This is a genomic window from Enterobacter cloacae complex sp. 2021EL-01169 (assembly GCF_020733125.1).
Taxonomy (GTDB): Bacteria; Pseudomonadota; Gammaproteobacteria; order Enterobacterales; family Enterobacteriaceae; genus Enterobacter; species Enterobacter roggenkampii.
The window spans coordinates 53,053-67,092 of sequence record NZ_JAJFTC010000007.1; the positions used below are offsets into that span (position 1 = coordinate 53,053).

Annotated in this window: 15 protein-coding genes; 10 read left to right on the forward strand and 5 right to left on the reverse strand. The window is 56.4% G+C overall.

Annotated elements, in window-relative coordinates; translation table 11 throughout:
- Positions 1-129 precede the first annotated feature (129 nt).
- The 6 genes from hpaB (at position 130) to yjiA (ending at position 6,926) form a co-directional block, all read left to right on the forward strand.
- A complete protein-coding gene (hpaB, locus tag LLF79_RS17065) occupies positions 130-1,692 on the forward strand; it encodes a 4-hydroxyphenylacetate 3-monooxygenase, oxygenase component (protein WP_008501307.1) in 1,563 nt (520 codons plus the stop codon).
- A gap of 17 nt (positions 1,693-1,709) precedes the next feature.
- On the forward strand, positions 1,710-2,222 hold the full coding sequence (locus tag LLF79_RS17070; RefSeq protein WP_044597195.1) for a 4-hydroxyphenylacetate 3-monooxygenase reductase subunit: 513 nt from the start codon (positions 1,710-1,712) through the stop codon (positions 2,220-2,222).
- 177 nt (positions 2,223-2,399) lie between these two features.
- Complete coding sequence (locus LLF79_RS17075; RefSeq protein WP_008501309.1) at positions 2,400-3,317, forward strand: YafY family protein; 918 nt, start codon at positions 2,400-2,402, stop codon at positions 3,315-3,317.
- Positions 3,318-3,508: 191 nt separating this feature from the next.
- Entirely contained in the window at positions 3,509-5,662 is a 2,154-nt protein-coding gene (locus LLF79_RS17080; protein WP_008501310.1) for a carbon starvation CstA family protein, read from the forward strand.
- A gap of 96 nt (positions 5,663-5,758) precedes the next feature.
- Complete coding sequence (locus LLF79_RS17085; protein WP_003856610.1) at positions 5,759-5,962, forward strand: YbdD/YjiX family protein; 204 nt, start codon at positions 5,759-5,761, stop codon at positions 5,960-5,962.
- Between the two features lie 10 nt (positions 5,963-5,972).
- Positions 5,973-6,926, forward strand: coding sequence for a GTPase (yjiA, locus tag LLF79_RS17090; protein ID WP_227879955.1), 954 nt, complete (start codon positions 5,973-5,975; stop codon positions 6,924-6,926).
- Between the two features lie 69 nt (positions 6,927-6,995).
- Here yjiA and LLF79_RS17095 read toward each other — a convergent pair whose 3' ends face one another.
- Positions 6,996-8,354 carry an esterase-like activity of phytase family protein gene (locus LLF79_RS17095; RefSeq protein ID WP_227879957.1) on the reverse strand — a complete coding sequence of 453 codons (1,359 nt, stop codon included), beginning with the start codon at positions 8,352-8,354 and terminating at the stop codon, positions 6,996-6,998.
- Between the two features lie 411 nt (positions 8,355-8,765).
- Here LLF79_RS17095 and LLF79_RS17100 point away from each other — a divergent pair, with 411 nt between their 5' ends.
- A complete protein-coding gene (locus LLF79_RS17100; protein WP_008501313.1) occupies positions 8,766-9,311 on the forward strand; it encodes a YfaZ family outer membrane protein in 546 nt (181 codons plus the stop codon).
- A complete protein-coding gene (locus LLF79_RS17105; RefSeq protein ID WP_008501314.1) occupies positions 9,311-9,631 on the forward strand; it encodes a hypothetical protein in 321 nt (106 codons plus the stop codon). Before LLF79_RS17100 ends, LLF79_RS17105 begins: the two co-directional genes overlap by 1 nt.
- A 45-nt stretch (positions 9,632-9,676) precedes the next feature.
- Here LLF79_RS17105 and LLF79_RS17110 read toward each other — a convergent pair whose 3' ends face one another.
- On the reverse strand, positions 9,677-11,047 hold the full coding sequence (locus LLF79_RS17110; RefSeq protein WP_045371556.1) for an NAD-dependent succinate-semialdehyde dehydrogenase: 1,371 nt from the start codon (positions 11,045-11,047) through the stop codon (positions 9,677-9,679).
- A gap of 151 nt (positions 11,048-11,198) precedes the next feature.
- Here LLF79_RS17110 and LLF79_RS17115 point away from each other — a divergent pair, with 151 nt between their 5' ends.
- On the forward strand, positions 11,199-11,942 hold the full coding sequence (locus tag LLF79_RS17115) for an AraC family transcriptional regulator (RefSeq protein ID WP_227879959.1): 744 nt from the start codon (positions 11,199-11,201) through the stop codon (positions 11,940-11,942).
- 47 nt (positions 11,943-11,989) lie between these two features.
- Positions 11,990-12,616, forward strand: a complete 627-nt coding sequence (locus LLF79_RS17120) for a LysE family translocator (protein ID WP_065102005.1) — start codon at positions 11,990-11,992, stop codon at positions 12,614-12,616.
- A gap of 21 nt (positions 12,617-12,637) precedes the next feature.
- Here the strand turns inward: LLF79_RS17120 and tssD are convergent, their stop codons facing one another.
- Genes tssD through LLF79_RS17135 form a run of 3 tightly spaced genes read right to left on the reverse strand, consistent with a single transcriptional unit; the run spans position 12,638 to position 14,004 of the window.
- Entirely contained in the window at positions 12,638-13,129 is a 492-nt protein-coding gene (gene tssD, locus LLF79_RS17125; RefSeq protein WP_065102004.1) for a type VI secretion system tube protein TssD, read from the reverse strand.
- Entirely contained in the window at positions 13,130-13,642 is a 513-nt protein-coding gene (locus tag LLF79_RS17130; RefSeq protein WP_065102003.1) for a hypothetical protein, read from the reverse strand. It lies immediately after the preceding gene.
- Entirely contained in the window at positions 13,642-14,004 is a 363-nt protein-coding gene (locus tag LLF79_RS17135) for a tlde1 domain-containing protein (protein WP_008501321.1), read from the reverse strand. The genes LLF79_RS17130 and LLF79_RS17135 overlap by 1 nt, the downstream gene beginning before the upstream one ends.
- Positions 14,005-14,040 lie beyond the last annotated feature (36 nt).

Here is a 14,040-nt window from a genome sequence, read left to right on the forward strand (position 1 = left end):
ACCACAACCCACCCGAAAAGTACCCGTCGTTGTCCCAATCGTCCCTTCACGTTACGCCCCTCTCAGGCTTCAATTAAACAACAAAAACAAAACATAAATTTAACAACACAATTCCGATACGAGGTCCCTATGAAGCCTGAAGAGTTCCGCGCAGACGCCAAACGCCCGTTAACCGGTGAAGAGTATTTAAAAAGCCTGCAGGACGGGCGTGAGATTTACATCTACGGCGAGCGCGTCAAAGACGTCACCACCCATCCGGCGTTTCGCAATGCGGCGGCCTCCATCGCGCAGATGTACGACGCGCTGCACAAGCCGGACATGCAGGACACGCTGTGCTGGGGCACCGACACCGGCAGCGGCGGCTATACCCACAAGTTCTTCCGCGTGGCGAAAAGCGCCGACGACCTGCGCCAGCAGCGCGACGCCATCGCCGAGTGGTCACGCCTGAGCTACGGCTGGATGGGCCGCACGCCGGACTACAAAGCCGCGTTCGGCTGCGCGCTGGGCGCCAACCCGGCCTTCTACGGCCAGTTCGAGCAGAACGCCCGGAACTGGTACACCCGCATTCAGGAAACCGGCCTGTACTTCAACCACGCCATCGTTAACCCGCCGATCGACCGCCACAAGCCGGCGGACGAGGTGAAAGACGTCTACATCAAGCTGGAGAAAGAGACCGACGCCGGGATTATCGTCAGCGGCGCGAAAGTGGTGGCCACCAACTCCGCCCTGACCCACTACAACATGATCGGCTTCGGCTCCGCGCAGGTGATGGGCGAAAACCCGGACTTCGCGCTGATGTTCGTCGCGCCGATGGATGCCGAGGGCGTGAAGCTGATCTCCCGCGCCTCCTACGAGATGGTGGCAGGCGCAACCGGCTCCCCGTACGACTACCCGCTCTCCAGCCGCTTTGACGAAAACGACGCCATTCTGGTAATGGATCACGTGCTGATCCCGTGGGAAAACGTGCTGATCTACCGCGATTTCGACCGCTGCCGCCGCTGGACGATGGAAGGCGGTTTCGCCCGCATGTACCCGCTGCAGGCCTGCGTGCGCCTGGCGGTGAAGCTCGACTTCATCACCGCCCTGCTGAAGAAATCCCTGGAGTGTACCGGCACCCTGGAGTTCCGCGGCGTGCAGGCGGATCTCGGCGAAGTGGTGGCCTGGCGCAACATGTTCTGGGCGCTGAGCGACTCCATGTGTTCCGAAGCCACCCCGTGGGTCAACGGTGCGTATCTGCCGGATCACGCCGCGCTGCAGACCTACCGCGTGATGGCCCCGATGGCCTACGCCAAGATCAAGAACATCATCGAGCGTAACGTCACCTCCGGGCTGATCTACCTGCCGTCCAGCGCGCGGGACCTGAACAACCCGCAGATCGACCAGTATCTGGCGAAATACGTGCGCGGCTCCAACGGCATGGACCACGTCGAACGCATCAAGATTTTGAAGCTGATGTGGGACGCCATCGGCAGCGAGTTTGGCGGCCGTCACGAGCTGTACGAAATTAACTACTCCGGCAGCCAGGATGAAATTCGCCTGCAGTGTCTGCGCCAGGCGCAGAGCTCCGGCAATATGGACAAGATGATGGCGATGGTCGACCGCTGTATGTCCGAATACGACCAACACGGCTGGACGGTGCCACACCTGCACAACAACAGCGATATCAACATGCTGGACAAGCTGCTGAAATAGCGCAGCGGGAGGTTGCAATGCATTCAGATGAACAACGCCTGCGTTTTCGCGACGCAATGAGTAGCCTGTCGGCGGCGGTTAACGTGGTCACCACCGAGGGCGAGGCGGGCCGCTGCGGCATCACCGCCACCGCCGTCTGCTCGGTCACGGACACCCCGCCGTCGGTCATGGTGTGCATCAACGCCAACAGCGCCATGAACCCGGTATTCCAGGGCAACGGCAGGCTGTGCGTTAACGTGCTGAACCACGAGCAGGAGATCATGGCGCGCCATTTCGCCGGGATGACCGGTATGACGATGGAAGAGCGCTTTGCCCTCTCCTGCTGGCAGAAAGGGCCGCTGGCGCAGCCGGTGTTGAAGGGCGCGCTGGCCAGCCTTGAAGGCGAAATAAGCCAGGTGCAAACCATCGGCACGCATCTGGTTTATCTGGTTGAAATTAAAAACATCATTCTGAGTGACGCGGGCCACGGCCTGATCTACTTCAGGCGCCGCTTCCACCCGGTCATGCTGGAGACGGAAGTCGCCGTGTGACCCCCCTCGCGCTGGCCTTTTTTCCGGCCAGCGCCGCTTTCTGCAAAAACTCCTAAGGTTTCCGCTAAATCACGCCGTTATATACCCATAAGAGAAATTTTCTGTGCCTGAATACTGACGCCGCCTGTCAGTGCACCCGCATCATTCAGCGCATACCTATATATACAGGATGACCTTATGGCTAAAACGACGCGGAGCCGCTCGGCTGAACGTCTGGTCGATATTCTCCTTGAGCTACATTTAAACGGTGTGGTAAACCGCGGTGCGCTAATGGAGAAATTTAAAATTACCGAACGCACCGTCTACCGGGATTTAAATGCCCTCTCGCCCATTGTTGAACATACCGGTAACGGTCTATATCGGCTGATTCATTCCGCACAATCGCCGGGTGGGCAAGGATTGCATCACACTCTGGCTAACTTTCTGAATGCCGACAGCTTTTTCCCTGAAAGAAATATGGAATTCTGGCAAAAGCTTGAAACGCGCGTAGACGAAAACCATATTCTTATTCTTGGCAATGAAGCGGAACATACGGTAGAACGCGATATTCGCCGTCATTTAACGAAAATCGAGAAATCGATTAAAAACCATAATGTTTGCCAGATCGTTTATAAGGGTAAAACCCGCCTGATTAATCCCTATAAACTCATTAACAAAAAAAATATATGGTATTTACAAGCCACCGAAAATAGCCGGCTGAAATCCTTCTCATTGAGCCAGATTAGCTGGTTTGATATTCAGAAAACGACCTTCACTCCCGAAGAAAATGTTCTTGAGCTGCTGGAGAAAAGCCTCGATCCCTGGGTGTCCGAAGATACTTTCGCGGTGAAAATATTCATCAAAGATAATATTTCACATTACTTCCTGCGCCGGGATCTTCTGCCGGAACAGGAGCTGCTGGAGGAGCAGCAGGACGGCGTCACGCTGCGCTGCCAGGCGGCCCACGAGAACCAGATCCTGCCGCTGCTATTCTACTGGCTCCCCCATATTCAGATCCTGGAACCGAGCTGGCTGAAGGAGAAACTCATCAGGACGCTGGAGAGCTATCTGGCCGTGGAGCGCAACCCGAATAATCAAGTGATCTCAATCACATAATTTCGCCCTCTGGCGGCGCGCCGAAACCGCTCGTCGCCGCCTTTGACCGCTCACCCGGCACTTTCAACCACTCATTCATTTACCGTCCTTTACGCGCGCGGGGATCTGGCACGATCGCTCCAGCATTAATCAATACCTCCTCACAACGAACCCTGACCCTTTTTTCTTTACATAAAAAACCAGGTCTTACTATGGATACTAAAAAACTACTGAAGCACGTGCCCTGGGCCTTACTCGGGATCCTCGGTGCTTTCTGTCTGGCGGTTGTCGCATTACGCCGGGGCGAACACGTCAGCGCCCTGTGGATCGTGGTCGCGTCGGTTTCCGTCTACCTTGTGGCTTATCGCTACTACAGCTTATACATCGCGCAGAAGGTCATGAAGCTCGACCCGACGCGTGCCACCCCGGCGGTCATTAACAATGACGGCCTGAACTACGTGCCTACCAACCGCTACGTGTTGTTTGGTCACCACTTTGCCGCCATCGCAGGCGCTGGCCCGCTGGTCGGCCCGGTACTGGCCGCGCAGATGGGCTACCTGCCGGGTACGCTCTGGCTGCTGGCGGGCGTGGTGCTGGCGGGGGCGGTGCAGGACTTTATGGTGCTGTTTATCTCCTCGCGCCGTAACGGTTCGTCGCTGGGTGAGATGATCAAAGAAGAGATGGGCCGCGTGCCGGGCACCATCGCCCTCTTTGGCTGCTTCCTGATCATGATCATCATCCTCGCGGTGCTGGCGCTGATCGTGGTGAAAGCGCTGGCCGAAAGTCCGTGGGGCGTCTTCACCGTCTGCTCTACCGTACCGATTGCGCTATTCATGGGCATCTACATGCGCTTCCTGCGCCCTGGCCGCGTTGGCGAGGTCTCGGTGATCGGTATCGTGCTGCTGGTCGCCTCCATCTACTTCGGCGGCGTGATTGCGCACGACCCGTACTGGGGCCCGGCGCTGACCTTTAAAGACACCACCATCACCTTCGCGCTGATCGGTTACGCATTCGTTTCTGCCCTGCTGCCGGTGTGGCTGATTCTGGCTCCGCGCGACTACCTGGCGACCTTCCTGAAAATCGGCGTGATCGTCGGGCTGGCCATCGGGATTGTGATCATCAACCCTGAGCTGAAAATGCCGGCGGTAACCCAGTACATTGACGGTACCGGTCCGCTGTGGAAAGGCGCCCTGTTCCCGTTCCTGTTTATCACTATCGCCTGCGGTGCCGTGTCTGGCTTCCACGCGCTGATCTCCTCCGGCACCACGCCGAAGCTGATGGCCAATGAAACCGACGCGCGCTTCATCGGTTACGGCGCAATGCTGATGGAGTCCTTCGTGGCGATCATGGCGCTGGTTGCGGCGTCGATTATCGAGCCTGGCCTGTACTTCGCGATGAACACGCCACCAGCGGGTCTGGGCATCACCATGCCTAACCTGCATGAGATGGGCGGCGAAAATACCGCGCTGATCATGGCCCAGCTGAAAGAGGCCAGCGCACACGCGGCGGCGACCGTCAGCTCCTGGGGCTTTGTGATTTCGCCTGAGCAGATCATGCAGACCGCGAAAGACATCGGCGAACCGTCCGTGCTGAACCGCGCAGGTGGTGCACCGACGCTGGCGGTAGGTATCGCACACGTGTTCCACAAAGTGCTGCCGTGGGCGGACATGGGCTTCTGGTACCACTTCGGTATTCTGTTCGAAGCGCTGTTCATCCTCACCGCGCTGGATGCCGGTACCCGTGCGGGCCGCTTCATGCTGCAGGATCTGCTGGGTAACTTCGTGCCGTTCCTGAAGAAAACCGACTCTCTGGTGGCGGGCGTACTCGGCACCGCGGGCTGCGTAGGCCTGTGGGGTTACCTGCTGTATCAGGGCGTGGTTGACCCACTCGGCGGCGTGAAGAGCCTGTGGCCGCTGTTCGGTATCTCTAACCAGATGCTGGCGGCCGTGGCCCTGGTGCTGGGTACCGTGGTCCTCGTGAAGATGAAACGTACCAAATACATCTGGGTTACCGTGGTGCCTGCGCTGTGGCTGCTGCTCTGCACCACCTGGGCGCTGGGTCTGAAGCTGTTCAGCACCAACCCGCAGCTGGAAGGCTTCTTCTTCATGGCTAACCAGTACAAAGAGAAGATTGCCGCAGGCGGCGCGGATTTAACCGCGCAGCAGATTGCCAACATGAACCATATTGTGGTGAACAACTACACCAACGCGGGTCTGAGCATTCTGTTCCTGGTGGTGGTGTACAGCATCATCTTCTACGGCATCAAAACCTGGATGAAAGTGCGCAACATCGATGGCCGCACGGATAAAGAAACCCCGTACGTGCCGGTACCGGAAGGCGGCGTGAAGACCTCTTCACACCACTAAAACAATGGCGGGCGGCGCTGCGCTGACCCGCCCTACAACGGTGCTGTAGGCCCGGATCGCTGCGCGCCACCGGGCTTTTTCTTATCAGGACACGTTATGTTTGGTAACTTAGGCGAAGCAAAAAAATACCTCGGTCAGGCGGCGAAAATGCTGATTGGCATCCCGGACTATGACAACTACGTTGAGCACATGAAGACCAACCATCCGGATAAGCCGTACATGACCTACACCGAATTCTTCCGCGAGCGTCAGGAAGCGCGCTACGGCGGAAGTGGAGAAGGCGGCGTTCGCTGCTGCTAAAGGAGAGACCATGACCCCGATTGCCGTTACCCTGCTGACCGGTTTCCTCGGCGCCGGTAAAACCACCCTGCTGCGCCACATCCTGAACGAGCAGCACGGCTTCAAAATCGCCGTCATCGAAAACGAATTTGGCGAAGTCTCCGTAGACGACCAGCTGATTGGCGATCGCGCCACGCAGATCAAAACCCTGACCAACGGCTGCATCTGCTGCACCCGCTCTAACGAGCTGGAAGATGCCCTGCTGGACCTGCTCGACAGCCGCGACCGCGGCGACATCGACTTTGACCGTCTGGTGATTGAGTGCACCGGCATGGCCGACCCCGGCCCGATTATTCAGACCTTTTTCTCGCACGAGATCCTCTGCCAGCGCTACCTGCTGGACGGCGTGATTGCCCTGGTTGATGCGGTCCACGCCGACGATCAGATGAACCAGTTCACCATCGCCCAGTCTCAGGTGGGCTACGCCGACCGCATCCTGCTGACCAAAACCGACGTGGCGGGCGAAAGCGAAAAACTTCTCGAGCGCCTGACCCGCATCAACTCCCGGGCGCCGATTTATACGGTGACGCACGGCGATATCGACCTGTCTCAGTTGTTCAACACCAACGGCTTTATGCTGGAAGAGAACGTCACCGCAAAACCGCGCTTCCACTTTATGTCCGACAAGCAAAACGACGTGGCGTCGATTGTGGTGGAGCTGGATTACCCGGTGGACATCAGCGAGGTCTCCCGCGTGATGGAGAACCTGCTGCTGTCGTTTGCCGACAGGCTGCTGCGCTACAAAGGCATGCTGTGGATTGACGGCGAGCCGAACCGCCTGCTGTTCCAGGGCGTGCAGCGCCTTTACAGCGCCGACTGGGACCGACCGTGGGGCGATGAAGCGCCGCACAGCGTGATGGTGTTTATTGGTATCCAGCTGCCGGAAGAGGAGATTCGGGCGGCGTTTGCGGGGCTGAAGAAATAGCCTCCCCGCTTAACTATGCGCTCCGAACAATCCCCCTCTCCCCTGTGGGGAGAGGGGTGAGCGGTAAACTTATTTCATCGCCTCCGGCAGCGTCACAATCCACAGCTCGCTGTCGGACTCCGGCTTCTTCAGCGGCTTCACGCTGAGCGTGGTTTCCACCGGTTTATCATCCAGCGTCAGCTTGCCTTCCGCGTTCACCCGGTAATCCTTAAGCTTCTTGCCCTCGACCGGGTTTTGCATCGCGACCTTCACGCCAAAATCGTTATCGTTCGCCACCGCAAGCGTTTTGCTGTCGATCAGCGCCAGTCCTTCAGCCTTCTCCTGCTGCCAGCCCAGCGCGCGAAGATCGACCACCTGCGTTTTTGCCGCAAGGGTAATGCCGCGCTGCGCCAGGGTTTTCTCATCATCAAACTCCGGGTACTCGCCCGGCTTGTCGAAGGCGGAAAGATCGCTCGCCTTGCTGAGATCCACCTTGTAAATCAGGTTGCGCATCCCGTCGTTTTTATCGCTTCCCTGCTCAATCAGCAGGATGTGCTGATTATCGAGCGCCACGATGTCGCCGATTTTGGCGTCGCTGTTTTTGTCGTAGGCCGCGCTGTCGATAGGGTAACCGTACATCGCGGTTTTGCCGGTCGCCGGGTCGAAGCTCACCAGACGGGTGAACAGCGCCTGCTTTTTGCTCTTGCCGTCGATGTCTAGCGTGCTTTGCACGGCGGCGATAATGCGTCCGTCCGGCATCCGGGTCAGGCCTTCAAAGCCCCGGTTGGGCTGGCGCCATTTGATGATGTTTGGCAGACCGCCCGCGATAGATTTTTCCCCTTCCGCGGCCTGCGGCCCGTGGATCGCGAGGATTTTCCCTTTGCTGTCGACGTTAATCAGGAACGGGCCGTACTCGTCGCACAGCCAGTAGCCGCCTTTGCCGTCCGGCGTAATGCCTTCCGTATCCAGTCCGCGGTTATCACCTTTCAGGACCTTGAGGGTGTCGCTGAACGCCACTTCATTGGTGGAGCCAATCACGCCGCTTTGCAGCGGCAGACCGTTAATCTCGCCTTTATCGTCATGCAGCGGGCGGGCATCAACCGCCTCCGCTTTGCCGTTCTGGACGCGGATGGTCATCAGGAGCGGCGCGAAATCCGGCGTAACAAAGATTTTGGCTTCGTTTTTACCCATTTTTGGCGCATCGGCGTTGGGACCGCGATCGGTCACGGTCGCAAACGTCAGGGCATCGCCCTGCTTGCCCGTAAACAGCAGGCCAGAGCCAATCCCCACCGGGAGCCCGTTCGGGAACGCATCGGCAAACGCGCCGCTGTATTTCACATGGGAGCCGTCAGGGAAGCTGACGATATAGCGCTCAGCGGTAGGCTGCGCAGCCAGGCCAGAGAAAGAGAGCGCACAACCGATAAGCACAGGAATAATTTTTCTTTTCATATTGTTAGTGTCCAGTGAGTGAAGCCAACAACGTAAAGAATAAACGTGTCAGAAAAATGACATAGAAAGGCAACCGGCGTGCGCGGGTGAACGTATATTCATTGCCCTGAAATGTAAGGTTGTGTTGTATTATGTGACATCTGAAATACTTCTGGAAATTATTAGAAACCCAATTAATTCACCTCTAATCACTATCCCTTCCTCGTTCAGTTTATGTTTAGTCAAAAAATTAAACGGTGCCTAAACGTCCGAACATCACGCGTTGACACCTCGACAATCAAACATCGATGCAACATTTCGAATAAAAAAGTTAACAATATCAGCATAAAACAGCGACCTTCATCACATTTGCAGTCATAAACATCGCTTGTTAAGGTGCCCCCAGATGAATTTAATGACGAGGCATAAAACATGAAAAAACTGAATATCCTTCTTCTTTCTGCTCTGACCGCCCTCTCGGGTTCCGCTCTGGCAATGGGCGGCAGCATTGAGCAGGGTAAAAACTTTACCAACCTCAACCTCGAGATGGGGAAATCCTCATCCGGCCTGTATGCCGAAAGCAACTGGCTTAAAAACACCGATGACGGTACCCAGACCGGCGGCGTGGGCGCAGGCTACAACCTGGAAGTGGGCCCGGTGATGCTGAATGCGGGTGCCAAAGCCATTTACATCGGCCCGAAGAAAGGCGATAACGGCGTGGCGTTCCCGATCGGCGGCGGTGTGAACGTTGCCCTGACCGACAGCATCCACGTGTACGGTGAAGGCTACGTGGCGCCAGAAGGGCTGAACAACAGCGTGAAAAACTACGTGGAAGCCAACGGTGGCGTAAGCTGGACGCCGATTACGCCAGTGACCCTGAAAGTGGGCTACCGCCACGTGAGCGTTGATGGCAAGGACGGCCGCCCTGGCCACACGCTGATTGACGGCGCATATGTAGGCGGTGGAGTCACCTTCTGATGAAACACCGCATGACCGCGCTTTGCGTTCTGAGCCTCACGCTGATGCTCACCGGCTGCGTCCAGTACAAATGGGTGAAACCGGGCGTCAGCGATGCGGAAATGAATAAAAAGCTCACGGAATGCGAAGCGCAGGCGCTGATCGATCTTCCCCCGGATAACGTGGTGACCGGTTCGAGCTCGGAAAAAACGGACAAATCGAAAAAGAAAAAGGATATTTCCACGAGCTACACGGTTGAAGACGCGAATGAATATCGCCGGGATACGCTGGTTGACAGCTGCATGTTCAAAAGCGGCTGGGACAAGATCGAAGTGCAATAACTCCATAAAAAAACCTGCCGGCTGGCAGGTTTTTTTTATGGCCTCTTACTGACGCACCACCACCAGCTTCTGGTTCACAAACTCTTTGATCCCCAGATCCGACAGCTCGCGTCCGTAACCGGAGCGCTTCACGCCGCCGAACGGCAGCTCTGGCGCGGTATCGGTGAGCCAGTTGATATACACCATCCCGGTCTCAATCCGCGACGCCATCTTCTTCGCGCGCTCGATATTCTGGCTGAATACCGCCCCACCCAGGCCGTAGTGTGAGTCGTTCGCCAGCGCGACCGCCTCGTCGTCGTTTTTTACCACGTACATCTGCGCCACCGGGCCGAAGAACTCTTCAAAGTACGCCGGGTTGTCGCGCGAGATATTCGTCAGGATCGTCGGTTCGAAGAAGCTCCCCTCACGCTGCACCGGCTTGCCGCCATAGTGCAGCGTCGCGCCGTTTTTCACCGCCTCGTTGACCTGTTTGGTCAGCGTTTCCAGCGCATCTTTCGACGACAGCGGCCCCAGCGTGGTGCTTTCGTCGAGCGGATCGCCAATCTTCACCTGCTTAAATGCCTCGGTGAATTTGCTCAGGAAGGCGTCGGCAATCTTTTCATGCAGGATAAAGCGCTTCGCCGCGGTACAGACCTGCCCGGCGTTGTTGAGCCGCGCATTCACGCCAATCCTGACGGCTTTGTCCAGGTCCGCATCGTCCAGCACCACGAACACGTCGTTACCGCCCAGTTCAAGGGTGGATTTCTTGATGTGCTTCGCCGCCTGTGCGGCCACCACGCTACCGGCTTTTTCGGAGCCGGTCAGCGCTGCACCCTGCACGCGATCGTCAGCAATGATGTTCGCCACCTGCTCGGACGAAATAAACAGGTTGGTCCACGCCCCTTCCGGCGCCCCCGCCTCACGCACCAGGTGGGCAAAGGTCTCGGCGCAGTGCGGCACGATGCTGGCATGCTTGGCGATCACCGGGTTGCCTGCCGCCAGGTTTGGCGCCAGAACGCGCATCAGCTGGTAATACGGGAAGTTCCACGGCTCAACGGCCATCAGCACGCCGATGGGGTGATGTTCCACCCACGCTTCCCCGAGTTCGGATTGATACTTCACCGGGGCCAGGAACTGCTTCGCGTTGTCGGCGTAGTAGCGGGCGATCTGCGCGCACAGCTTCACTTCGCCACGGCTCTGTTCGATGAGCTTACCCATCTCCTGACTGGCAATTTTCGCCAGCTCCTCGGTGCGCTCGTCGATCAGATCGGCAAGCTTATGCAGCACCGGCAGGCGCTGATTGATGTCGCCTTTCGCCCAGTCCGAATGGTAAAGCGCATCGGCCGCCTTCAGCGCCGCGTCGATATCCGCGTCGGTATGTGAGGGGTATTCTTTGATGAGCTGGTTAGTGGCAGGATTTACTGTCTGATAAGCCATGTCGAATCTCCTTGTTTTACCGCTTAGGGTATTAAGGGTAGTCAACATGACTGGCTGTGGACGTAAAGTTGGGTATATCCGGAAGGTTCTTAATGAAGCGCTGCCAGACGTTTCGCTGACGTGGTATAAAAAACGTCCAGAAGGAGTTCATATGACCGATACCCGACACATCCGGCAGACTTTTCACCGCGCCTCAGGCCTTGAGCTGCGCAGCACGTGGCAGAGCACGCAGGCGTACAAGCGCCACAGTCACCCTCAGCTCTCTATCGGCGCGATTATGGAAGGCCAGACCTGCTGCGTGTGCCATGACAGAGAATACATCCTTAACCCCGGGGACCTCATTGTGATCCCGGCCTCTGCGCCGCACAGCTGCAACCCCGTCGCCGGGCAACCGCGCAGCTACCATATGCTCTATATCGACACCGATATTCCTCAGGCGTTACAGGTGATTCGCGACCCTGCGCTGTTTAAGCGCTACCTGGATATTGTTGAGATGATGTCGCCTGTATCCGTGGACAGGCTGCTTTCAGCCCTGCCCCGCCGCGTGGAAAACGCAGATGCGCTTCGCTCAACCAGTCAGCAGGTGCGGCAGGCGTTTCTTGCCGACCTGGCCACACCGCCTTCGCTTGACGAACTTGCCCAGCGATTCTCGCTGCGCAAGGAGACGCTGATCCGCACCTTCCGGCAGGATACCGGCCTGACGCCGGGCAGCTTCCTCAACATCTCCCGCGTGGAGTTCGCCAAAGCGCGGCTACGTGCCGGGGACGACATCGCCGACGTCGGCTACCAGAGCGGCTTTGCCGACCAGAGCCATTTCCATAAGACTTTCGTCAGCTATACCGCCGCCACGCCGCGCCAGTACGCGACGGGCCGATCAATATCTGACAATAAATAACGTTGGCATCACCGTAGCCTGACCTCAGATTGTTAACCGAGGTTGCTATGGAACTGTTCTTCCCTTCCGCTTTTCTCGCCCTGGCGCTGGCGCATTTTGTCGCCTTGTTAAGCCCGGGGCCGGACTTCTTCCTGCTGGTGGGCTACGCGGCGCGCTACCGACTGCGCGGCAGCGCCGGATTGTGCGTCGGCATCGCCGCGGGTAACGCGCTTTATATTGTTCTGGTGATTATCGGCTGGAGCGCGCTGCGCCAGTTTGCCTGGCTGTTTACGCTGATAGAGCTTTGCGGGGCGCTGTACCTGCTGTGGATCGGCTCGCATCTGGTGCGAAGCCAACCGCAGGCGATGAGGCTGCATGAAACCCATCAGCGCTGCCCCTCGCTGCGCAAGCAGATCCTGCTGGGGCTCGGCTCGGCGCTGCTTAATCCGAAGAACGCGCTGTTCTATCTGGCGCTGATGACGGCGTTGCTGGGGCCGGACGTGACGCTGCTTCAGCAGGCGACGTGCGGCGTCTGGATGGTGACGGTGGTGCTGGCGTGGGATCTGGCGCTGGTGTCGCTGATGGGTTTGCCCGCGGTCCAGCAGAAGCTCAGCCGTGCGCTGTGGCTGATAGAGCGCACGGCGGGGGTGGTGCTGATAGGGTTTGGCGGGTGGGTGCTGTGGCGGGTGATATGAAAGAATCTTATCAGCCGTTTTCTATGCCCCTAACCGATAATCCCAGTCATCCGTGTGAATAACGTTACCGTCACGGTAATGCCAGGTAATCTTTTCATAACGAAGCAAAACAAGCTCAAGATGCCCCTGTTTTTCATGGTAAGTCTCTTTCACGTCATGCATTAATGAAAACACCGTGACGACCTTCACCGCTTCCAGCATTATCGTGAAATAGATTTCCTCCTGACCGGCATCATTGATTCTGTAAAGGTCGATAGTCGCTTTGCTGAGCGTACCGCCCGTGCTGAGTGCTTTATAGAGAAAAACGCTCGATGCATCAATTTCCTTCTCAATAAGAAAGGGACGATGCTGGCGTTTGCTCAATGCTCTGCCATTATGCAGGTCAGAATTATAGCTTACGTTATGATAGAGCCCTAAAACCTCAATCTGGTTTTCACGACCATTAACTTTCACACTGCCTTTTATGCTATTACCCGCATCGTCAGTTAATGACATGTATCCCGGAATGGCCATTTACATATCCTTATCGAATGGAACAGAGTGTTCAACAGTCGCGATCATAACAGCGAGACATCTTTTACCCTGCGGGGTTGTTATTTTAAACATTTCCCTGATTGAATCCACAAAGAGCTTATTACCCTCTGCTTCCGTTTCTGGATAACTGGCAAAAGCACAGATTTGTTGAATAGTGAGTAACGGCTTATCGTCTTTTAAAATGGCTAAAACGCCTGCAGGATTATGAGGGATAGCTTCAGAAAGCGCCGCCTTTAAATCTTCAGCCGTACTGGCGTCCACGCCCGGCTCAAGCGCACTCGCGACAGCTAACCATTTCTGATTTCCTTTGCTAATCTCTGGGATAACATGATTCCACCATTCCGACTCATCGCTATCATTAGCATATAATTGTGCAACAACATGCCTGGCGCCTTTGCCGTTTATCATCTGCAAGATCTGTTCAGGAGTGTGGTTTTTGGCAAATAAACCCATCGGTAAACACAAGAAGAATAGCGCACTAATATACTTCATTATCGCACCACCAGTATTGTATCACCCGAATCATAAATCATATGACGCTTGTCCTGGCCGTTCATAATGATGCAACCTGCTGATGCAGAGCCTGGCGGCTGGCCTTTTTTATCACCATGAATTTGAAAATGATCTCTACCAAAGGTATTGGTCCCCGCTATAGGCTCAAGAATAATGGCCTCTGCACTTTTATGATTATTCCACCCGGCAATAAAATAAATACCTCTGGGAATGGGGCCTCTGTTTCGTTGACTTTCACACTCTGGCTTATCTTTCGATTCACCCGCACCGCTGTAGCAGTTAGCAACAAACTCACCATTATGGCTCAATACCCCCGTCGAAACTTTATACTCCCATGTCATCAATACCGTCTCCTTTCATAAATAGTCCTTTATCTT

Bases quoted from the DNA above. Each gene is read 5' to 3' on its own strand.
- hpaB (WP_008501307.1), top strand. From the start codon at position 130: ATGAAGCCTGAAGAGTTCCGCGCAGACGCCAAACGCCCGTTAACCGGT.
- LLF79_RS17070 (WP_044597195.1), top strand. From the start codon at position 1,710: ATGCATTCAGATGAACAACGCCTGCGTTTTCGCGACGCAATGAGTAGC.
- LLF79_RS17075 (WP_008501309.1), top strand. From the start codon at position 2,400: ATGGCTAAAACGACGCGGAGCCGCTCGGCTGAACGTCTGGTCGATATT.
- LLF79_RS17080 (WP_008501310.1), top strand. From the start codon at position 3,509: ATGGATACTAAAAAACTACTGAAGCACGTGCCCTGGGCCTTACTCGGG.
- LLF79_RS17085 (WP_003856610.1), top strand. From the start codon at position 5,759: ATGTTTGGTAACTTAGGCGAAGCAAAAAAATACCTCGGTCAGGCGGCG.
- yjiA (WP_227879955.1), top strand. From the start codon at position 5,973: ATGACCCCGATTGCCGTTACCCTGCTGACCGGTTTCCTCGGCGCCGGT.
- LLF79_RS17095 (WP_227879957.1), bottom strand. From the start codon at position 8,354: ATGAAAAGAAAAATTATTCCTGTGCTTATCGGTTGTGCGCTCTCTTTC.
- LLF79_RS17100 (WP_008501313.1), top strand. From the start codon at position 8,766: ATGAAAAAACTGAATATCCTTCTTCTTTCTGCTCTGACCGCCCTCTCG.
- LLF79_RS17105 (WP_008501314.1), top strand. From the start codon at position 9,311: ATGAAACACCGCATGACCGCGCTTTGCGTTCTGAGCCTCACGCTGATG.
- LLF79_RS17110 (WP_045371556.1), bottom strand. From the start codon at position 11,047: ATGGCTTATCAGACAGTAAATCCTGCCACTAACCAGCTCATCAAAGAA.
- LLF79_RS17115 (WP_227879959.1), top strand. From the start codon at position 11,199: ATGACCGATACCCGACACATCCGGCAGACTTTTCACCGCGCCTCAGGC.
- LLF79_RS17120 (WP_065102005.1), top strand. From the start codon at position 11,990: ATGGAACTGTTCTTCCCTTCCGCTTTTCTCGCCCTGGCGCTGGCGCAT.
- tssD (WP_065102004.1), bottom strand. From the start codon at position 13,129: ATGGCCATTCCGGGATACATGTCATTAACTGACGATGCGGGTAATAGC.
- LLF79_RS17130 (WP_065102003.1), bottom strand. From the start codon at position 13,642: ATGAAGTATATTAGTGCGCTATTCTTCTTGTGTTTACCGATGGGTTTA.
- LLF79_RS17135 (WP_008501321.1), bottom strand. From the start codon at position 14,004: ATGACATGGGAGTATAAAGTTTCGACGGGGGTATTGAGCCATAATGGT.